The organism is Sphingomonas sp. (assembly GCF_024508665.1).
In the GTDB taxonomy this organism is placed as follows: domain Bacteria; phylum Pseudomonadota; class Alphaproteobacteria; order Sphingomonadales; family Sphingomonadaceae; genus Sphingomonas.
In genome coordinates this window covers 855,463-873,967 of the sequence record NZ_JANINP010000007.1, presented here as the reverse complement: position 1 = coordinate 873,967, position 18,505 = coordinate 855,463, and the positions used below count along the sequence as shown (strand labels likewise).

Sequence of the window (18,505 nt, the reverse complement as noted above, 5' to 3'; positions counted from 1 at the left end):
AGCCGTCAATCGGGATTGGCCAGGTTGGCCTGCATCTCCTTGATCGACTCATCGATGCTTTCCAGCGCGTCGCGTTTTTCTTCGGCGCCCATCCGATCGTCGCTCGAGATCCGCGCGCGGGCGCGGTTCAGGCCTTCCAGCGCGCGGGTATAGGCCATCCGCTGGATATCCTTCGATTTCTCGATGTTGGCGGTGCTCATCGCGACGACGCGTTCGATGCGGTCGTTGCAGATGATGATGATGTGCTTGTCGCCGCGGGTCTTGTTGACGACCATGTTGTGATCGTCGCCACCGCCGCAATTGCGCGACCGCACGTCGGGTACGTTGATCGGACCGACCCAATCCTCGGTGACCGCCTTGCCGTCCTTGTCGACGCGGACGATCTTGAAGCGCTTGGACATCTTCCTGGTGCCACCGTCACTGGTCGCGACATCGGCGTCGTCGGGCCGTTGCGGCGGCGCGACATTGGCGGGAGGCGGCGGAGGCGGCGGCAAGTCGGCGCCTTCGGGCTCGGCGGCGGGCGCCGGCGCGGACGGCGCAGGCGGCGTCGATTGCAGCTTGGCCGCGACGCGCGCGTCGATCGCCGCGATGTCGATCCCCGTCGCCTTTTCGACTCCGGCACGGACAGTGGCGGCGGCGGGCGTGCCGCTGGCGGTCGCGACCAGGCCGCCGGCCATCAGCGCCGCGACGGCGGTGCCGCCCAGCGTCAGTCGAAGCCGCGAACGGCGTCCGGTGGTAAGCATCCTCAAACGTCCTTTCAGATCTTGTACGGTATGGAGATGGCACGCCGCCGACACCGCGCCGCCATGCGCCGCCTTGACGATCGCGCAGGCATAAGTGTGGCGGTCGATCGCCGAGCGGCCGGCCAGGACCAGCGCGTCATTGGCCATTTCCTGGTCGGCGCGGAATGCCCGGAAGGCGCGCCAGGCCAACGGGTTGAACCAGTGGAGCGCGAGCACCGCCAACGCGATCCAATTGGCGATCAGGTCGCCGCGCTGGTGGTGGCCAAGCTCGTGCAGCAACGCGAGTTCGCGCTCGTCGGCATCGTAACGCTCGGCGAAATCGCGCGGAAAGGCGACGTAGCGGCGGAAGATGCCGAAGGCGAGCGGCCCGGACGCCGCCGACGTCTCGATCACCTCGATATCCCCGGCGCGCTCGCTATAGGTGCTGGCGTCGATCATCCGCCGGCAGAACCGCCAATGGCCGAGCGCGTGCCAGCAGAGAAACGCCGCCGCACCCGTCCCCCAGAGCACGGCGAGGACCGTGCCAAGCGAGGAGTAAAGGGAAACGGGCGCGGCGGCCGAGCCTCCGAGCGGCTCGATCACATAGATGGTTACGGTATCGCTCGCGCGGCTGAGCAATTGCGGCGCCGCGCTGTGGAGTTGCGGGAGCGGCGGCAGGATCAGCCGGATCACGGGGAGCGCCCAGAGCGCATAGGCGACGCCTGGGCCGAAATGCCGGCGGACGGGCGCGCGGATGACGAGAACCACCGCCATCAGCAGCGCGGAGGCGATGAGCGCCTCGATCGCCCAGGCGATCACGCCTTGAGCTCCTTCAGGATCGCCTCGATCTCGGCAATGTCCTGCGCGGTCAATTGGTCGCGCTCGGCGAGATGGGCGACGAGCGGAGTGAGCTTGCCGCCGAACAGACGGTCGATCAGCCGCTGCGATTCTCCCGCAACATAATCCTCACGCTGGACCAGCGGGCGATAGAGATAGCGCCGCCCCTCTTCCTCATGCGCGATCGCATTCTTGGCGAGCAGGCGCCCGAGCAAGGTCTTGACGGTGTTCGCGCTCCATCCGCGCTCGGCGGGGACGCGTTCGGCGACGTCTTGCGCCGTGAGCGGGCTTTCCTCCCACAGCACCTCCATCACGGCATGTTCGGCATCACTGATACGCTCGGCCACGACTCGTCTCCCTCATGACTACGGATGTAATCGCATTGATTACGGGTGTAGTCAATAGCGGGCGCCATCTCCGTCATGCCGGGCTCGTGCCGGCATCCAACGTGCAACGAAGGCAGGATTCCGTTGCGGATGGTTGGACCCCGGAACAAGTCCGGGGTGACGTCGCAGGGTTGGGGGAAAACCGTCGGGATTCCTTACAAGCTCGGAGGCGGCCTGATGGCCATTAACCACCGAGTCCCGCGGGAATCCGCGACTGGCACGGACTGGCACGCCCCCTGCAGAGTATCATGTGCCCGAGCGGTCTTCCGCTTCAGCAGGGCGGACCGGTCGCTCCCCCGATCTTGCACCGGTCCGCCCTCACCCGGCTTCCCACCAGATCAGATTTTGGTTGAGAACCCAGATAAGCCGGCGTTCTTAAAGCGATCCAATTTCAACTCGTCATCCCAGCGAAAGCTGGGATCTCAAGCCGCGTCGCGTCTCCACCTGCGACCAACATCGAGTCGGATCGCCCCCCGGACCATCCTTGAGCATGCGGGGCATGCTCCACCCGATGTTCTTTCGCTGGGGTGACGGAAAAATCCGCGGGAGGATTAGGGAAATATGAATCCCCAACCTAGCGTGCGTTCACTCCGCAGGGAGCGGTTGCGGCTCGCGCACGCCGCCGAACCACCCGCTTTTTCGAGCGGTCGCCCGCCCGGCGGCCCGCGCCATCGCCTTGGGATAGATGTCGCCGAGCAAGCGCTCGAAGGTTCGCTTCCAGCTGAAATTGGTTTCGACGTGATGCCGCGCCTCGATACCGATCGCCTGGTGATCGTCGCGCCAGATCCTGGCCACGTTGGCAGCCATTGCCGCCGTGTCGTCGACCGGACCCAGCAAACCGAGGCCCGGAGGCACGCGGTCGGGCATCGCGCCCGAAGCGACACCGACCACCGGCAGCGCGCAAGCCTGCGCCTCAAGCACCGAGATGCCGAACGTCTCGTCCGCCATCGCGGAGACGTAGATGTCCGACGACGCCAGCGCGCGAGCGAGTTCGGCGCGGTCCTTTTCGAACCCGGGAAAAGCGATCGGCAGTCCGCTTGCCTGTGCCTTGAGCCGGTCCATCAGCTTGCCATCGCCGATCATCACCATCGCCGCGTCCAAATCGCGCGGCAATTGCTTGAACATCGCGACCAGGCGGTCCGCGCGCTTCTCGTTATCGACGCGTCCGGCATAGACCAGCAAGGGACCGCGAAAATCGAAGCCGAGCTCTTGGCGAAATGCGGGGTCGCGCTTGGCGGGCGAGAACATGTCGATATCGACGCCCAGCGGCAACACGTCGGTCCGCGTGATCCTGCGCCGCCCCAGCGCCGCCCGGGCGTCCTCGCTCAGCGTATAGACCCAGTCGAACTCGCGATAGGTGAGCTCGGCATAGCCGTAGCTCACTTTTTGCAAGCCCCGACCGATCGTTTCGCCGAATTTCTCGCGGCCGACGCGATAGACATGGGCGTTGGGGAAATCGGTACGATAGCCGGCAACCAACGTCGTGTGCGGGAACTTCTTGCGATGATTGATCGCGGTCCAGGGGAGAACCCAGGGACAGAGCGACTCGATCACGTCCGGGCGGTATTTCGCCAGGATGTCGCGGACCACGCCGGTGCGCAGGATGAAGCGGTAATTGGGGCTGCCATGGACGCGCGGCGCGGCCACTTCCGCGAAGATGTGACGGCCGTTGACCGTGATCTTGTCTTCCGGGCCGGGCACGATCTGAAGCAGGTGATGCGGGGTGTGAGTCAGCACATAATCGCGCTTTTCACGCAGATAGGTGCTGATACCGCCGCCGCCCGAAGGCGCGTAGCTCTGGGTCAAATCGCAAAGGATCAGCGGCGCACCGCTCTCTCCTGCGCGGCGCGGGGGGTCGCCTTGCAGTAGCATGTTTATTCCCTTTTTATGTTGGCGCGCCGATCAGGCGGCGGGGGCCGCTCCTTGTTCGGCGAGCAGCTGGGACAGCTCTCCGCTCTCGTACATCTCCATCATGATGTCCGACCCGCCGACGAATTCGCCCTTCACATAAAGCTGGGGAATGGTCGGCCAGTCGCTGAATGCCTTGATTCCCTGGCGGATTTCCTGATCCTGGAGCACGTCGACACTGTCGAACTCGACCCCGAGATGCTGGAGAATCGCCACCGCTCGGCTCGAAAAGCCGCATTGCGGGAATAAGGGACTGCCTTTCATGAATAGCAGTACGTCGGAACGCTGTACCAGTTCCGCTATACGCGCCTGCGCGGCGTCGGTCATCGTCTTCACTCCTTCATTCGGCGGCGGTCGTGAGCTGGAGCGCATGGAGCACTCCGCCCATCCGGCCGCCCAACGCGGCATAGACCGCCTGATGCTGCTTCACGCGTGAAAGGCCGCTGAACGACTTGCTCACCACCCGTGCAGAATAATGATCGCCGTCGCCGGCGAGATCGGTGATCTCGACCCGAGCATCGGGAATCCCGGCAACGATCAGGGCGCGTATATCGTCGGCCGCCATCGGCATGTTATCTGGATTCCATCAGCTGCCGGCGCGCTTCGACCGTCTGGTCCTCGATCGCCTTGCGGACATCGCTTTCCTCGATCTCGATCCCGGCCGCGGTCAGGTCGCCGAACAATTTGCGCACGACGTCCTCGTCTCCGGCTTCCTCGAAATCGGCCTGGACCACCGCCTTGGAATAAGCGTCGGTTTCTTCGGGCGTGAGCTTCATCAGCCCCGCGGCCCACTGGCCGAGCAGCTTGTTGCGCCGGGCGATGACGCGGAACGCCATCTCTTCATCGCGCGCGAACTTGGATTCAAAGGCGCGTTCGCGGTCGTCGAAGGTGGTCATGGTTGCTCCCTGGCGTTTCGTTACGCCTGGGGAGATAGGATTGCGCGGCGGGTATGGGAAGGGGTCCATCTTATTCCTCCCCAAGCTTGCTTGGGGAGGGGGACCGGCCGCGGAGCGGACGGTGGTGGGGCCGCAGCGGCGTAGCCGCGAGGACGGGACATTTCCCCTCCACCACGACGCTCACGCGTCGCGGTCCCCCTCCCCGAGCAAGCTCGGGGGAGGAATTAGCGGGATTCAGTCCGCGACCTTCACCACCAGCTTGCCGATCGCGCCGCGCGCGGCCATCTTCGCAATGGCGTCGCCGCCCTTCTCGAAGGGAAAGACCTCGGTCACGCGGGGGGCGATGCTGCCGTCCTTCCACAAGCGGAACAGGCGATCGACATGGGCGCGATTGGCCTGGGGATCGCGCGCGGCGAACGCGCCCCAGAACACGCCGCACACGTCGCAGCTCTTGAGCAGGGTCAGGTTGAGCGGCAATTTCGGGATGCCGGCGGGGAAGCCGACCACCAGATAGCGCCCTTCCCAACCGATCGAGCGCAACGCCGGCTCGGCATAATCGCCGCCGACCGGGTCGTAGATCACGTCGGCACCGCCGGCGCCGAGCACCGCCTTGAACTGATCCGCCAGCGCTTTCGACTGATCCCTGTCGAACGGCGCGCGGCCGTAAATCACCACATCGTCGGCGCCGGCATCGCGGCAGGCCTGCGCCTTCTCCTCGGACGATACCGCCGCCACGACGCGTGCGCCGAATGCCTTGCCGAGTTCGACCGCGGCCAGGCCCACCCCGCCTGCAGCGCCCAGGACGAGCAGGGTCTGCCCTTCCTTGAGGTGACCGCGATCGAGCAGCGCATGGATGCTGGTGGCATAGGTCAGGAGCAGCGAGGCTCCTTCTTCGAAACTGCGTTCGGCGGGGAGCGGGTAAAGCGACGCGGCGGGAACCGCGATCTTCTCGACCAGGCCGCCGGCGCCGGTGGTGCACAGCACGCGGTCGCCCGGCTTGAACTCGGTCACGCCCTCACCAACGCTTTCGACCACGCCCGAAATCTCGCTGCCCGGGGCGAACGGGCGCGGCGGCTTCATCTGGTATTTGTCCTCGATGATCAGGACATCGGGATAATTGATGCTGCAGGCCTTGACCGCGACGACGACCTGGCCCGGCCCCGCGACGGGATCGGGCAGTTCGTCCATAATTAGCGTTTCAGGTCCGCCCGGCGCTTTCGACAGCAAGGCCCGCATAGTCTCTCTCCCGGCTCAGCCACGGCCGTTCTGACGAGACCGCGGATTCGTATTTCGAAATCGCGGTATCCCTTGCCAGCGTCAATCCCACCTCGTCCAGCCCTTCCATCAGGCATTGGCGACGAAACGGGTCGAGAGAGAATTCGAACCGGTCCTGGAACGGCGTCGTCACCGTCATCGTCTCCAGGTCGACATGGACCTCGTCGGTCTTGGCGACCTCGACCAGCCGATCGATCGCCTCCTGCGGCAGAACCACCGGTACGATCCCGTTCTTGACCGCATTGCCCGAAAAGATGTCCGAATAGCTCGGCGCGATGATCGCCTGGATCCCCATGTCCTTGAGCGCCCAGGCGGCATGTTCGCGGCTCGAGCCGCAGCCGAAATTGTCGCCCGCGATCAGGATCGGCGCGCCGGCATAACGCGGATCGTCGAAAATGTTGTCGGGCTGGGCACGCACCGTCTCGAACGCGCCCTTCCCCAGGCCGGCGCGACTGATCGTCTTCAGCCAATGCGCCGGGATGATGACGTCGGTATCGACATTCTTCGCGCCCCAGGGATAGGCGCGGCCTTCGACCTTGCGGACTGGGGTCACTTATTGGGCTTTTCGCTTGGCTTTTCGGGAGGAGCGGGCATCGCCATCGCGGCATAAGCGGCGATACCGCTGAGGATTGAACCGGCGACCAGCAGAACGAGTACGCGCTTCATTGGCGATCCCCCATCAACTCGCGGACGTCGGTCAATCGGCCCGTTACCGCCGCCGCCGCCGCCATTGCCGGGGATAATAGATGTGTTCTCGCCCCCGGGCCCTGCCTTCCTACGAAATTACGATTCGAGGTGGAAGCACATCTTTGACCAGCCGGTACTTTATCGGGGTTCATTGCCAGGCACATCGAGCATCCGGGCTCACGCCATTCGAATCCGGCGGAAATGAAGATGCGATCGAGCCCCTCGATTTCCGCCTGCCGTTTGACCAGTCCGGAGCCGGGCACGACCAGGGCGCGGACGCCGTCAGCGACATGGCGGCCATTGGCCACCGAGGCGGCGGCGCGCAGGTCCTCGATCCGGCTGTTGGTGCAGCTGCCGATGAAGACCTGATCGACGCCGACGTCCTGCATCGCGGTACCGGGAGTCAGGCCCATATAATCGAGCGATTTTTGCGCCGCGACGCGCTTCGAGGGATCGGCGAAACTGTCGGGATCGGGCACGTATCCGGTGATCGGCACCACGTCTTCGGGACTGGTGCCCCAGGTCAGGGACGGCGCGATGTCGCTGGCCGAGAGGCTAACGGTCGCGTCATAGACCGCCTGGGCATCGGTCGGCAGCGTCCGCCACCAGGCCACCGCCTTGTCCCATTCTTCGCCCGTCGGCGCCATCGGGCGCCCCTTCAGATAGGCGAAGGTGGTGTCGTCAGGCGCGATCAGGCCGGCACGCGCGCCGCCCTCGATCGACATGTTCGCGACCGTCAGCCGTCCCTCGATCGACAGGTTGCGGATCGTGTCGCCGGTATATTCGAGGACATAGCCGGTGCCGCCCGCCGCTCCGATCCGGCCGATGATCGCCAGCACGACGTCCTTGGCCGACACGCCGAAGCCGAGGTTGCCGTCGACGCGGATTTCCATCGTCTTTGATTGCTGGAGCAGCAACGTCTGGGTGGCGAGGACGTGCTCGACCTCGCTGGTGCCGATGCCGAACGCCAGCGCGCCGAGCGCGCCATGCGCCGAAGTATGGCTGTCGCCGCAGACCAAAGTCGTGCCGGGCAGCGTGAAGCCCTGTTCCGGTCCGACGACATGCACGATGCCCTGCGCCGCGGCGAGCGCATCGATATAGGGCACGCCGAATTCGGCGACGTTGCGGCGCAGCGTCTCGAGCTGGTTGGCGCTTTCGGGATCGGCGATCGGAATCGCGTGGCCGGCAGCGTCCACGCGCGGCGTCGTCGGCAGGTTGTGATCCGGCACCGCAAGCGTGAGATCGGGCCGGCGCACGGCACGGCCGGCGGCGCGAAGCCCCTCGAACGCCTGGGGGCTGGTGACTTCGTGGACCAGGTGGCGGTCGATATAGATCAGGCAGGTTCCGTCGTCGCGGCGTTCGACGACATGCGCGTTCCAGATCTTCTCATAGAGGGTTTGTGGGCGGGCAGTCATGGCGGCGGCTTACTCGCTCCGCGCCCAATCGCAAGCAACAAAGGAAAACTGTCAGCCGGTCAGATTGAAAGAAACGGCGCCGTCATTCCTTGGGCGAGACGTAGGTGGCGTCGTGGTCGAACGGTATTTCCTCTCCTGCCCGCATCGCGGCGAGTATCGCGGCGAAATCGGTCGTGCAGCGGAAACCGAGCCCGCTCTCGATCGCCGAGGCGTCGTACACGCGGCCGATACTCGCCGGCAGCGACCAGCCGCGCGCCGCGAACAATTCGGCGGCATCGGGGAACAACCGCGCGATCACCGCTCGCGCATCGCGTTTCAGCTCGACGACATCGTCGCGCGAAAACGGCGTCGGTGCCGAGGCAATATAGGTCGCAAAGCCGATCGCCGGGGCGCGATCGAGCGCGGCGATATGGGCGCGTGCGCAATCCTGTACGGTCAGCCGGCGATTGAGGAACTCATTGGCCTTCATATTCTCCCCCGACAGATCGCGATGCGTGTCGTCATCCTCGGGAAAGAAGCGCGAGGTGCGCAGGATGACAATCGGCAAGCCGGTCTCGGCATGGACCAGGCGGCACAATTCCTCGGCCGCGCGCTTGGTTACGCCATAGATGTTGCGGGGGCTGAGCGGTCCGCTGTTCTCGTCGAGCCACGCCGCCTCGTCGGCCGTTTCGTCGCGGATCGCCTGGGTGATCATCAGGGATGTCGTCGAGGTGAAGACCAAACGGTCCGCGCCCGCCGCGATCGCGCATTCGAGCAGGTTCAGCGTCCCCGTCACATTGACGTCGACGAACGCCTGACGCGGATAGCGCACGATGTCCGGCTTGTGCAGCGCGGCGCCGTGGATCACGCCCTCGATCCCATGGCTGAACATCACGCGCTCGACCAGGGCGCGATCGGCGACGCTGCCGACGACCCGCGTATCGGGCCCGGGGGCGACGTCCATGCCGACCACCTGGTGCCCGGCATCGCGCAGCATCGGCGCGAGATGGCGGCCCAGCCAGCCGGTCGATCCCGTCAGCAACACGCGCATCTGCTATCCGTCCTCAGTCGCGCCGGTTTCCGGCGTCCTTCCGGTCGCGCGCACCCCGCGTCACGCCGTGGCCAGCGCCTCGTACTTCGCCGTCGTCTTCGCGGCGACTTCCTCTTCGGTGACGCCCGGCGCAAGCTCGATCAGGCGGAACGGCGAGTGATGATCGGGCCGCTGGAACACCGCGAGGTCGGTGATCACCATGTCGACGACGTTCTTGCCGGTCAGCGGCAAGGTGCAGGCCGGAATGAACTTGGGATCGCCATTCTTGGACGTGTGCTCCATCACGACGATGATCTTCTTGACGCCGGCGACAAGGTCCATCGCGCCGCCCATGCCCTTGATCATCTTGCCGGGGATCATCCAATTGGCGATGTCGCCATTCTCGGCGACTTCCATCGCGCCGAGCACGGTCAGGTCGATATGCCCGCCGCGGATCATCGCGAAGCTGTCGGCGGACGAGAAATAGACCGATTGCGGCAGTTCGCTGATCGTCTGCTTGCCGGCATTGATCAGGTCGGGATCTTCCTCCCCCGCATAGGGAAAGGGCCCGATCCCGAGCATGCCGTTCTCCGACTGCAGCGTCACCTCGACGCCGGCCGGAATGTGGTTCGCGACCAGGGTCGGGATGCCGATACCCAGGTTCACATAATAACCGTCGCGCAGTTCCTTGGCGGCGCGGGCGGCCATGTCGTCACGAGTCCAACCCTTGTTTTCCTGGGCCATCAATCATCCTTCCTGGCAACCACCACGGGGGGCGGCAAAGCATCATCTTCGGCGGGCGCGCTGCGCTCGGCATCGAGCCCCATCCAGATCCGTTCGAGCGCCTGCTCCTCGGACACGCCGATCGCCTTCGCATAGCTCGCCGCGGCATTGCGGATGACGTCGACCATGGCGATGCCGAACAAGGCCGGGTCGGCGCCGAGCGGGCGCGGATTGACGAAGCACAAGGTACCGCCTTGCTTCGCCCAGACGCGGAGGAATTCGCGACTGTCCCCGAGCGTTTCGGCAAACGGCACGAGGTCGATCGGGATCGGCTTCTCGCTCACTTCTTCACCGCCGGAGAAGCTGGGACTTCGGCGGGCGTCGGCACCGACGGTGTGGACGGCGGCGCGGCGGAAATCGGCTGCGCGCCGGGATCGGTCCACCGCCGGTCCTTGGGGAATACGTCGTCGATATCGCCCTTGAGCGCGGTGCCGTAGACGGGGTTCGGCAGGACGAACCAGCCATGGCCCCACAGCATCCTGAGCTTGGGCGAATTGGTCTGGGCGCGGCGTTGCGCGGGCGTCGTGCCAGGCAGGTTGAACAGATCGCTGAAATCGCCGAGTTGGTCGCCGACCATCGCGATCACGCAATATTTGGCCGAAATCGCCCAGCGCCGGGCGTCCTTGCCGCTGCCGCCGCTCGCGTCGTCGCCTTTCAACCATAGGTTTTGAAAGTGAACCACGGGGCCCAGCCCGGCCAGGGTAAGCGCATCGATCGTCGCCGCGGCATTGGCCGACGCGCGGTTGGAATTGAACACCACCTCGATACCGCTGGCGCGCGCTGCCCGTACCGCGTCCAGCACGCCCGGAACGGGATCGACCGCGGTCACGCCGCTGGCTTCCCAGCGATCCCAACGTTTCTGGTCATAGGCGCCGCTGCGCTGGCTGTCGTCGGCTTCGTAGCCGAGGTTCAGCAAGGCGGTCTCGTCGATGTCGAGCACGACCGCCGGGCGCTGCCTGGGGCCGCATTTGAGGAACTTGGGCGCGTCCAATGTCGCGTCGGGGGCGAGCACGACCGACGAGATCGGATGGCCGACCGCGAAATCGCCGCCCCGCGCGACCAGGAAGTCGGTCAGCGAAAGATAGGCCTGAATCGACACCGCCGAGGCTTCGCCGGAGCCGTAGAGATATTGCATCCCCGGTGGCACGGTGCCTGGCGGAGGCGGCGTCGGGGCCGCCACCGGGCCCGAAGAAGGAATCGCGTCGGAGGCCGGAATTCCGGCCGGCGCGGCCTGCACGCTGGCGGCGGCGACCGCGGGTGGGGTGGCCGACGGCAGATCCTCGTCCTTCTTGCCGAAGAACTGTTTCTTGCCGATCGCTCCCGCCGCCAGAACCGGCACGGCGGCGGCAACGCAGCCGCTGTTCACGGTGCTGCCGACGAGCAGCATCAGCAGCGCCAGGCGCCCCCTGGTCACGCCGCGACCCGCTCGCGCACGGTGCGGAATTCGATCTTCTTGTCGTAGGGGCTGCCGACGATCAGGCGGTTCACATAGATGCCGGGCAGATGGATCTGATCGGGATCCAGGCTGCCGACCGGCACCACTTCCTCGACCTCGGCGACACAGACCTTGCCGGCAGTCGCCATCGGCTGGTTGAAGTTGCGAGCCGTCTTGCGGAAGATCAGATTGCCCGCCTCATCCGCCTTCCAGCCCTTGATGATCGCCAGGTCGGCGCGGATGCCGCGTTCGAGAATATAGTCCTCGCCGTCGAACGTCTTCACTTCCTTGCCCTCGGCGACCTGGGTGCCGACGCCGGTCTTGGTGTAGAAGCCGGGAATGCCCGCGCCGCCCGCGCGGCACCGTTCGGCCAGCGTGCCCTGGGGGCAGAATTCGACCTCGAGCTCGCCGGACAGATATTGGCGCTCGAATTCCTTGTTCTCGCCGACATAGGACGAGATCATCTTCTTGACCTGGCGCGTGCGCAACAGCTTGCCGAGCCCCTCCCCGTCGATGCCGGCATTGTTGCTGGCGATCGTCAGGTCCTTCGTACCGGCGTCGCGGATCGCGTCGATCAGGCGTTCCGGAATGCCGCACAGGCCGAACCCGCCGGCACAGATCATCATGCCATCGAACAACACGCCGTCGAGCGCCGAGGCGGCATCGGAATAAAGCTTACGGGCCATGCGGACTCCTTGGGTGACGCGCGCCGAATAGATGGCGTCGCGACAAGGAGCAAGCGCGCGCACCGACTCGCGGCAGGGCCGGAGCCGATGTTCGCAAGTGCGATAAATCTGTTCGCATGTGCGGCAAAATCGCGGCGAGCGTTCATCGCATTCGCCCAATTCCCGCCACGAACCGTGTCCAACACGCGACGAACCGGGGGGTCGCAAGCCTCCCGGTTTTTATTTTGTCAGGAGTTTTCATGCGTTTTCTCATCGCGTCCGCCCTGTTGGCCAGTGCCGCCATCGCCACCCCTGCCCTCGCGCAGGACGCCCCCGCCTCGGCTCCCGAAGGCAAGGAGTTCCAGGGTTTCAAGATCCTCGCCGTGACCGGCATCGACCATGTCACCAGCTCGGGCGATAACCAGACCGGCCTCTCCTATGGCGGCGTCATCGGCTACGACTATCAGTCGGGCAAGGCTGTGTTCGGCGTCGAAGGCGAAATCGACGGTTCGACCGCCAAGGATTGCGTCAGCAATGCTTTCGCCGCAGGTGACCGCCTGTGCATCAAGGCCGGCCGCGACCTCTATGCCGGCGTCCGCGCCGGTGTCGTCGTCGGCAACAAGGCGCTGCTTTACGTCAAGGGCGGCTATGCCAATGGCCGCATCAACGCGACCTACACGGCCGGCGGCACCACCACCAAGGACGGCAGCAATTCGGACGGCTGGCGCGTCGGCGCCGGCGTCGAACTGCCGGTGGCCAAGAACATGCTGGTGCGCGCCGAATATCGCTACACCAACTATTCGGACACCGACCTGGCCCGTCACCAGGGCCTGATCGGCTTCGGCGTGAAGTTCTGATCTGACGATCGACTGAACGGACAGCAGGGCCGCGCGGGGAAACTCGCGCGGCCTTTTCCGTCTTGGTTGGGGTGCTCATATTTCTGCCGTCATCCCCGCGAAAGCGGGGACCCAGCTCGGAGAGCAGTCAAGCGCACCACAGCTGTCAGGAAAGCTGGAGCCGGCAGGAGATGGGTCCCCGCTTTCGCGGGGATGACGCGTGTGGAAACGGGTCGCTTCGAAACAACGGTTTATCGTGACTCTCAAACTAGACCTGCGTACCGAACAGGTGACCGATGGCAGCGGTAACCGCCATCGCCAGCGCCCCCCAGAACACGACGCGGATCGCGCCGCGTATCTGGCTCGCGCCGCCGGCATGCGCCCCGATCGCCCCCGTCGCCGCGAGCAGCAACAACGTGACGGCCATTACAGCCAGGACCAGTGCACGGCCGCCGAACAGCAGGGTCATCAGCACCGGGACGATCGCACCGGTGGCGAAACTGGCGGCCGAGGCCAAAGCCGCCTGGACCGGCCGCGCGGCGAGATCCTCGCTGATCCCGAGTTCGTCGCGCAAATGGGCGCCCAGCGCGTCATGCGCCATCAGTTGGTCGGCGACCTGAAGCGACAGGTCGTGATCCAACCCGCGCTGGCGATAGATGGCGGCGAGCTCCTGCCGTTCGGCCTCGGGTTCGTCGGCCAATTCCGCCGTTTCCCGCGCGATATCGGCGCGCTCGGTATCGGCCTGGCTGCTGACCGAAACATATTCGCCGGCCGCCATCGACAAGGCGCCGGCGGCGAGGCCGGAAATCCCGGTCAGCAGCAATGTGGTGCGGTCGGCATTGGCGGCGGCGACGCCGACGATCAGGCTGGCGGTCGACAGGATGCCGTCATTGGCGCCGAGCACGGCGGCGCGCAGCCAGCCGATACGCTGGACCAGATGCCGTTCGCGGTGCCGTCGGATCGCCATAGCTTGCCTCGCAGATGGTTCCCGGACCGAAACAATCCGGGCGTCCCAGCCCAACTGTCAGCTTAGCGCGCCACCTTCAAGGCCGAGCGCGATCTCAAGATCGGCCAAGGCCTGCTCGCTGGCCGAAACCTTGATCGCCGCCATGCCGAGCACCGCCGCGGGTTTGCAGTTGATCCCGAGATCATCGAGATAGACGCACTGGCCGGGCACCACGCCCAGCGCATCGCAGGCCAGGCGATAGATTGCCGGGTCGGGCTTGCGGATTCCGACCTTGGAGCTTTCGACGACATGGTCGAACCGCGCCATGATCGCGGCGATCGCCTCCGCCTTTTGCGCGGTCGACGACATCTGGGCGCCATGGCCGGAGGGGACGTTGTTGGTGATACAGCCGATGCGATAGCCGTTCGCCTTCAGCCAATCGAGCGCCGCGACCATGTCCGGACGAATGTCGCCCGAGAGCAAGGCGAGGACATCGCGGCCGGGAAGGTCATGGCCCAAGGCGCGCGCTTCTTGAGCGAACAGCGAGTCGAACCGCGCGGCGTCGATCTCGGCGCGCTCGAACAGGGCCCAGGCGTTGCCGTCGGGATTGGCCGAATTGATCCGGCGCACGAGATTGTGCGGCAGGCCGCGTTCGGCCTCCATCCGGTTGAACGCCTCGAACGGCGAGGATGTGATCACCCCGCCGAAGTCGAAGATGACGGTGTCGCGCGTCATGGTTCGATGAGCACGCCGACGCGCGGATCGACCTTGCCCGCGACGGCGTCGCGATAGGCGGCAAGCGCGGCCTCGGCGCCCGAACGGCGATCGATCGCGGTCAGGCGCTTCGCTGCCGGCATGAAGTCGAGCCATGCTTCTTCGGTTTGCCGACGAAACCCATGCGCTCCCCAGTCCGCCGAGCGCTTCTTCATCCTGCCAGGCGCGAAGAAACCGATCGGGCGCGGCCCCGGTAGCGGACCGCCGCCGCGCTCCGCGTCCCAATGGGTGATGCCGACGATCATATCGACCGTCAGCGCGTCGCCGAAGCGTTCGTGCACCGCGCGCGTCGCCGCCGGATTGCCGGCGAAGTCGACTAGGGCGACCTTGCCCTCGGCCGCGATCGTGTCGATCGCGTCATAATCGACGACCTGGTCGTACAAGCCGGTGCCGGCGGTGAAATCGGCGCTGCGCCGCGAGGCGAGCGCGACCAGCCGCGGGCAATCGCCCCGCGCCTTCATCACATGCGCGAAGGCCAGTGCCGTCTTGCTCGACGCGCCGCTGACGATGATCGCCTCCGCGCCGAAATCGTCTTCGTCCTCGAACTGATCCGCAATCAGCCAGCCGGTCAGGAACAGCGGACGATAGACCGGCCACCAATAGTGATCCGCCTCACGATGATCGCCCAGCGCCTTGAGCCGCGCATATTGATTGTAGGCGGCCGGCAGGGATGCGCGGCGCGGCGTAACTTCGGTGAATCCCGTGCCGCGAATCTGATCGGCGGCGAGCACCGTGTGGCTGGCGAGCGGCCAATAGCCGTAGAAGCGGTCGCCCACAGCGATCCCCTCGGCCGCCGACCGCGTCGCCGTCGCGAAGCCCCAGACCGGCAGCCGGCCGGGCTCGTCGCGCTCGGCAAAGAAGTCCCAATAGCCCGCGTCGGGGCCGAGGAACGGCGTCTTCTGGCCCAAAGCGGCATAGGTGACGTTGTTGGCGGTCAGCGCGACGAGATCGATCGCGAATTCGGCCTCGCCCGGCCCGGGCGCGCGGTCGGGCAGGTCGGCGATGGCGGCCTGGGCAATGTCGTCGCGCGCGATCTCGATCTGCCAGCGGCTCACGATTTTCTCCATCAAACCGACATGGGCCCGCGCCGCGGCATGTCGCCCCGCACGCTCGACTCCGCGACCTTCAAGCCCGCCGCCTCCAGCGCCGCGCGCTGATCGGCGCCGCGGGTGGTCAGCATGATCTGTTCGAGCATCACAGATCGCGCGAAGAGCGGGGTCGCCCAAATATGGTCGATCCAGGCGGCGATGCGCGGCCACCGGGTGGCGTCGGACGTCCAGCCGGCCAGCGCCGCGTTGCGGAAGAAGCTGGCGAACGTCAGGTCGATCATCGACAGGTCGTCGAATACGAACCCGGCGACCGGCGCCTGGGGCTCGAGCCAATCCATGATCTCGGGGAGGTCGCGCGTGACGACGGCGGCGACCTGCTCTTCATCGGTTTCCTGTTTCCACACGCGCGGCTTGACGTTGCGCTGAAAAAACAGCTTCCAGATCATCACGTCGCCCAATCGGCTGTCGGCGAATTCCTCCAGCCAGCGCGCCCGCGCGCGTTGGGCGGGATCGGCCGGATAGAGCGGCTTCTCCGGATAGCGATCGTCGAGATATTCGCAGATCACGGTCGAATCCGGGATGACGAGATCGCCGTCGATCAGCACCGGAATGCGCCTGAGCGGATTGAGCCGGGTGAATTCGTCGCCGCCGAAAAACGGGACGATCGGATCGATCTCGTATTCCACCCCCTTATGGTCGAGCGCCAGGAACACCTTGCGCGCATAAGGCGAGACGTGGTTGCCGATGATGCGGATCATGCTGTCTATCCGTTATATTTCAGTTTGAGCCCCGGGCGCGGCCAGCGCACCTTGGCCAGCCGCCCGGTACCCGACAAGCAGATATACGCATCCATCATATCGTCCCCGCCCCAACAAATGTTGGTGGTGAAGATGTCGTCGGTGGGGACGAATTCGACCAGTTCGCCCGCGGGCGAGATCACCGATATTCCGCTTTCGCCGATCGTCGCGACGCAGATGTTGCCATTCGCCTCAACGCCGAGCGAGTCGAAGAACTTGTAGCCGGCGGGACGGTAGAGCGGGATGCCGGGTCCACCCGGCCCGGCGCTGTCGTCTACCTTGCCGGGGGCGATGACGTTGAAGGCCATCAGCCGGCAGGTATAGGTCTCCGCCGCATAGAGCCGCTTGCCGTCGGGCGACAGGCCGATGCCGTTCGGATTTTGGCTGGGGAAGATCACTTCCTCGAGATGGCTGCCGTCGACCTTACCGTAGAAGATGCCGACGATGTCGTGGCAGCGTTTCGCATAATCGACCTTGCCGTGGTCGGTGAACCAGAAGCCGCCTTCGCCATCGAACACGATGTCGTTCGGCCCGCGCAGCACGCAGCCGAAATCGCCCGATTTGTAGAGCACTTCGACCGCGCCGGTGGCGATGTCGATCCGCTCGATCCGCCCGCCCGAATAATCATGGGCAATGCCGTGCGGGGCGAGCATGCCGTTATTCTCGACATAGTCGAAGCCGCCATTGTTGCAGCAATAGAGCTTGCCGTCGGGTCCGATCGCCAGGCCATTGGGGCCACCGCCGGGTTCGGCCACCGTCTCCTTCGACCCGTCGGGCCGGACCCGCGTGATGCGACCGGCCTCGATCTCGACCAGGATGACGCTGCCATCGGCCATCGCCACCGGACCTTCGGGAAAACGCAAACCCTGCGCCACGATATGCATTGACACCCTCTCATTGGTCTATTTCGAAATCTCGGTACGCCGCGACCAAGGCAATTCCAAGAACAATTCGGCCGGATGCGGTTCTGCCGCTCCACACAGAACCCCGGCAGGCAATGACAAGCGCGTTGCGGCATGCCCACCGACGTAATCGCCTCGATCGGCCTATCCCGGAACTGCGGAAAGGATCCGCCGCGGCGTCATCCCGACAGACAACCGACAAGGGTGACGATGAGCGCTGCCGCATTTGCTGCCGTGATGATGTTGACGTGTCCGCCGGCCGATATGGGCGGGGCGGACCAGGCCGTAGCGGGGACGACGATCGCCCAACCGGTGGCCGCCGGTTCGGTCGCACCGGACCAGTCGGCACCGACAGCCGCGAGTCCGGTCGCCGGCGCGCCGCAGGCCGACGTGCCGCCGCCCCAGAGCACGACGCCCGATACCGACATCGTCGTGTCGGGACGGCGGCACGCCCCGGGCGATCCGCTGGCCGCGATCAACCAGCAATCCTATGAGGCCACCCAGGCGGTCGATCGCGCCGTCGTCGGGCCGGTCGCGCGATCGTTCGAACGCACGGTACCGAAACCGGCACGCGATGGATTGCGCAACTTCTTCATCAACCTGCACGAGCCGATCGTGTTCGTGAACTACCTGTTGCAGTTGAAGCCCGGCAAGGCGGCGGAGACGGCGGGTCGCTTCGTGATCAATTCGACCGTGGGTGTCGCCGGACTGGTGGATGTCGCGAAACGGCACCCGATCAACCTCCCCCGGCGCAAGAACAGTTTCGCCGATACGCTCGGCTATTACGGCGTGAAACCGGGGCCCTTCCTGTTCCTGCCGCTGATCGGCCCGACGACCTTGCGCGATTTGATCGGCGGCGGCGTCGACCGCATGATGATGCCGCTCTATCTCGGCGCGCCATTCAACAAGCCGGTCTTCAATATCGGAACGGGGGGCGTCCACATGCTCGATCGCCGCGCCGAATTCGACGACCAGCTCAACCAGCTAAGAGCGGCGCGCAATCCCTATATCGCGACGCGCTCTTATTATCTGTGGCGTCGCCAGGCGGAGATCGACGGCCTGCACGGCCGCAAGATCGCGCCGTTCGATCTCGATCTCGGGAAACGCTCGATATCGGAGGTCACCGCCAAGCCGGTACCCCCAGCCGCAACGCCGGCGCCCGCCCAGCCGGTCAAATGAGCGC

Annotated in this window: 21 protein-coding genes; 2 read left to right on the top strand and 19 right to left on the bottom strand. The window is 65.5% G+C overall.

Annotation, left to right across the window (positions count from 1 at the left end):
- Positions 1 to 5: 5 nt before the first annotated feature.
- From Q0L25_RS19355 to Q0L25_RS19290, 14 genes are all read right to left on the bottom strand, one after another.
- Positions 6 to 1,541: a M56 family metallopeptidase gene (locus tag Q0L25_RS19355; protein ID WP_296617142.1), complete on the bottom strand. Its 1,536-nt coding sequence runs from the start codon at positions 1,539 to 1,541 to the stop codon at positions 6 to 8.
- Positions 1,538 to 1,906 (bottom strand): BlaI/MecI/CopY family transcriptional regulator, encoded by a 369-nt coding sequence (locus Q0L25_RS19350; protein ID WP_296617140.1) that lies wholly within the window; start codon positions 1,904 to 1,906, stop codon positions 1,538 to 1,540. Before Q0L25_RS19350 ends, Q0L25_RS19355 begins: the two co-directional genes overlap by 4 nt.
- 624 nt (positions 1,907 to 2,530) lie before the next feature.
- Complete coding sequence (locus Q0L25_RS19345) at positions 2,531 to 3,817, bottom strand: glycosyltransferase (protein WP_296617138.1); 1,287 nt, start codon at positions 3,815 to 3,817, stop codon at positions 2,531 to 2,533.
- A 30-nt stretch (positions 3,818 to 3,847) separates the two neighbouring features.
- Positions 3,848 to 4,180: a Grx4 family monothiol glutaredoxin gene (gene grxD, locus Q0L25_RS19340; protein WP_296617136.1), complete on the bottom strand. Its 333-nt coding sequence runs from the start codon at positions 4,178 to 4,180 to the stop codon at positions 3,848 to 3,850.
- A 13-nt stretch (positions 4,181 to 4,193) separates the two neighbouring features.
- On the bottom strand, positions 4,194 to 4,424 hold the full coding sequence (locus Q0L25_RS19335; RefSeq protein ID WP_066590447.1) for a BolA family protein: 231 nt from the start codon (positions 4,422 to 4,424) through the stop codon (positions 4,194 to 4,196).
- 1 nt (position 4,425) lies between these two features.
- Positions 4,426 to 4,749 (bottom strand): DUF1476 domain-containing protein, encoded by a 324-nt coding sequence (locus Q0L25_RS19330; RefSeq protein ID WP_296617134.1) that lies wholly within the window; start codon positions 4,747 to 4,749, stop codon positions 4,426 to 4,428.
- A gap of 234 nt (positions 4,750 to 4,983) precedes the next feature.
- Entirely contained in the window at positions 4,984 to 5,985 is a 1,002-nt protein-coding gene (locus Q0L25_RS19325; protein ID WP_296617132.1) for an NADPH:quinone oxidoreductase family protein, read from the bottom strand.
- Positions 5,948 to 6,577, bottom strand: a complete 630-nt coding sequence (gene leuD, locus Q0L25_RS19320; RefSeq protein ID WP_296617130.1) for a 3-isopropylmalate dehydratase small subunit — start codon at positions 6,575 to 6,577, stop codon at positions 5,948 to 5,950. The genes Q0L25_RS19325 and leuD overlap by 38 nt, the downstream gene beginning before the upstream one ends.
- Before the next feature lie 109 nt (positions 6,578 to 6,686).
- The gene (gene leuC, locus Q0L25_RS19315; protein ID WP_296617129.1) at positions 6,687 to 8,126 is read right to left on the bottom strand and encodes a 3-isopropylmalate dehydratase large subunit; all 1,440 of its coding nucleotides are present in this window, start codon (positions 8,124 to 8,126) and stop codon (positions 6,687 to 6,689) included.
- 82 nt (positions 8,127 to 8,208) lie between these two features.
- Positions 8,209 to 9,156 (bottom strand): NAD(P)-dependent oxidoreductase, encoded by a 948-nt coding sequence (locus tag Q0L25_RS19310; protein WP_296617127.1) that lies wholly within the window; start codon positions 9,154 to 9,156, stop codon positions 8,209 to 8,211.
- A gap of 60 nt (positions 9,157 to 9,216) precedes the next feature.
- The gene (locus Q0L25_RS19305; protein ID WP_296617125.1) at positions 9,217 to 9,879 is read right to left on the bottom strand and encodes a CoA transferase subunit B; all 663 of its coding nucleotides are present in this window, start codon (positions 9,877 to 9,879) and stop codon (positions 9,217 to 9,219) included.
- On the bottom strand, positions 9,879 to 10,202 hold the full coding sequence (locus tag Q0L25_RS19300; protein ID WP_296617123.1) for a DUF5076 domain-containing protein: 324 nt from the start codon (positions 10,200 to 10,202) through the stop codon (positions 9,879 to 9,881). Before Q0L25_RS19300 ends, Q0L25_RS19305 begins: the two co-directional genes overlap by 1 nt.
- Positions 10,199 to 11,332: an HAD family acid phosphatase gene (locus Q0L25_RS19295; protein WP_296617121.1), complete on the bottom strand. Its 1,134-nt coding sequence runs from the start codon at positions 11,330 to 11,332 to the stop codon at positions 10,199 to 10,201. The genes Q0L25_RS19300 and Q0L25_RS19295 overlap by 4 nt, the downstream gene beginning before the upstream one ends.
- Positions 11,329 to 12,039 (bottom strand): CoA transferase subunit A, encoded by a 711-nt coding sequence (locus Q0L25_RS19290; RefSeq protein ID WP_296617119.1) that lies wholly within the window; start codon positions 12,037 to 12,039, stop codon positions 11,329 to 11,331. The genes Q0L25_RS19295 and Q0L25_RS19290 overlap by 4 nt, the downstream gene beginning before the upstream one ends.
- 239 nt (positions 12,040 to 12,278) lie before the next feature.
- Between Q0L25_RS19290 and Q0L25_RS19285 the strand changes: the two genes are divergently transcribed.
- Positions 12,279 to 12,875, top strand: coding sequence for an outer membrane beta-barrel protein (locus Q0L25_RS19285; RefSeq protein WP_296617117.1), 597 nt, complete (start codon positions 12,279 to 12,281; stop codon positions 12,873 to 12,875).
- A gap of 247 nt (positions 12,876 to 13,122) precedes the next feature.
- Here Q0L25_RS19285 and Q0L25_RS19280 read toward each other — a convergent pair whose 3' ends face one another.
- Genes Q0L25_RS19280 through Q0L25_RS19260 form a run of 5 tightly spaced genes read right to left on the bottom strand, consistent with a single transcriptional unit; the run spans position 13,123 to position 17,304 of the window.
- A complete protein-coding gene (locus tag Q0L25_RS19280; protein WP_296617115.1) occupies positions 13,123 to 13,821 on the bottom strand; it encodes a VIT family protein in 699 nt (232 codons plus the stop codon).
- Between the two features lie 57 nt (positions 13,822 to 13,878).
- The gene (locus Q0L25_RS19275) at positions 13,879 to 14,535 is read right to left on the bottom strand and encodes an HAD-IA family hydrolase (protein WP_296617113.1); all 657 of its coding nucleotides are present in this window, start codon (positions 14,533 to 14,535) and stop codon (positions 13,879 to 13,881) included.
- Positions 14,532 to 15,629, bottom strand: a complete 1,098-nt coding sequence (locus Q0L25_RS19270; RefSeq protein ID WP_296617111.1) for a DUF2855 family protein — start codon at positions 15,627 to 15,629, stop codon at positions 14,532 to 14,534. The genes Q0L25_RS19275 and Q0L25_RS19270 overlap by 4 nt, the downstream gene beginning before the upstream one ends.
- A gap of 11 nt (positions 15,630 to 15,640) precedes the next feature.
- Positions 15,641 to 16,381 (bottom strand): glutathione S-transferase family protein, encoded by a 741-nt coding sequence (locus Q0L25_RS19265; protein ID WP_296617110.1) that lies wholly within the window; start codon positions 16,379 to 16,381, stop codon positions 15,641 to 15,643.
- A 5-nt stretch (positions 16,382 to 16,386) separates the two neighbouring features.
- Positions 16,387 to 17,304: an SMP-30/gluconolactonase/LRE family protein gene (locus Q0L25_RS19260; protein WP_296617108.1), complete on the bottom strand. Its 918-nt coding sequence runs from the start codon at positions 17,302 to 17,304 to the stop codon at positions 16,387 to 16,389.
- Positions 17,305 to 17,532: 228 nt separating this feature from the next.
- Here Q0L25_RS19260 and Q0L25_RS19255 point away from each other — a divergent pair, with 228 nt between their 5' ends.
- Positions 17,533 to 18,501, top strand: a complete 969-nt coding sequence (locus Q0L25_RS19255; protein ID WP_296617106.1) for an MlaA family lipoprotein — start codon at positions 17,533 to 17,535, stop codon at positions 18,499 to 18,501.
- Positions 18,502 to 18,505 lie beyond the last annotated feature (4 nt).

What these genes read in the sequence shown, in the direction of transcription:
- Q0L25_RS19345 (WP_296617138.1), bottom strand. Translation starts at nt 3,817, where the DNA reads ATGCTACTGCAAGGCGACCCCCCGCGCCGCGCAGGAGAGAGCGGTGCG.
- grxD (WP_296617136.1), bottom strand. Translation starts at nt 4,180, where the DNA reads ATGACCGACGCCGCGCAGGCGCGTATAGCGGAACTGGTACAGCGTTCC.
- Q0L25_RS19335 (WP_066590447.1), bottom strand. Translation starts at nt 4,424, where the DNA reads ATGCCGATGGCGGCCGACGATATACGCGCCCTGATCGTTGCCGGGATT.
- Q0L25_RS19330 (WP_296617134.1), bottom strand. Translation starts at nt 4,749, where the DNA reads ATGACCACCTTCGACGACCGCGAACGCGCCTTTGAATCCAAGTTCGCG.
- Q0L25_RS19325 (WP_296617132.1), bottom strand. Translation starts at nt 5,985, where the DNA reads ATGCGGGCCTTGCTGTCGAAAGCGCCGGGCGGACCTGAAACGCTAATT.
- leuC (WP_296617129.1), bottom strand. Translation starts at nt 8,126, where the DNA reads ATGACTGCCCGCCCACAAACCCTCTATGAGAAGATCTGGAACGCGCAT.
- Q0L25_RS19310 (WP_296617127.1), bottom strand. Translation starts at nt 9,156, where the DNA reads ATGCGCGTGTTGCTGACGGGATCGACCGGCTGGCTGGGCCGCCATCTC.
- Q0L25_RS19305 (WP_296617125.1), bottom strand. Translation starts at nt 9,879, where the DNA reads ATGGCCCAGGAAAACAAGGGTTGGACTCGTGACGACATGGCCGCCCGC.
- Q0L25_RS19290 (WP_296617119.1), bottom strand. Translation starts at nt 12,039, where the DNA reads ATGGCCCGTAAGCTTTATTCCGATGCCGCCTCGGCGCTCGACGGCGTG.
- Q0L25_RS19285 (WP_296617117.1), top strand. Translation starts at nt 12,279, where the DNA reads ATGCGTTTTCTCATCGCGTCCGCCCTGTTGGCCAGTGCCGCCATCGCC.
- Q0L25_RS19280 (WP_296617115.1), bottom strand. Translation starts at nt 13,821, where the DNA reads ATGGCGATCCGACGGCACCGCGAACGGCATCTGGTCCAGCGTATCGGC.
- Q0L25_RS19275 (WP_296617113.1), bottom strand. Translation starts at nt 14,535, where the DNA reads ATGACGCGCGACACCGTCATCTTCGACTTCGGCGGGGTGATCACATCC.
- Q0L25_RS19265 (WP_296617110.1), bottom strand. Translation starts at nt 16,381, where the DNA reads ATGATCCGCATCATCGGCAACCACGTCTCGCCTTATGCGCGCAAGGTG.
- Q0L25_RS19260 (WP_296617108.1), bottom strand. Translation starts at nt 17,304, where the DNA reads ATGCATATCGTGGCGCAGGGTTTGCGTTTTCCCGAAGGTCCGGTGGCG.
- Q0L25_RS19255 (WP_296617106.1), top strand. Translation starts at nt 17,533, where the DNA reads ATGAGCGCTGCCGCATTTGCTGCCGTGATGATGTTGACGTGTCCGCCG.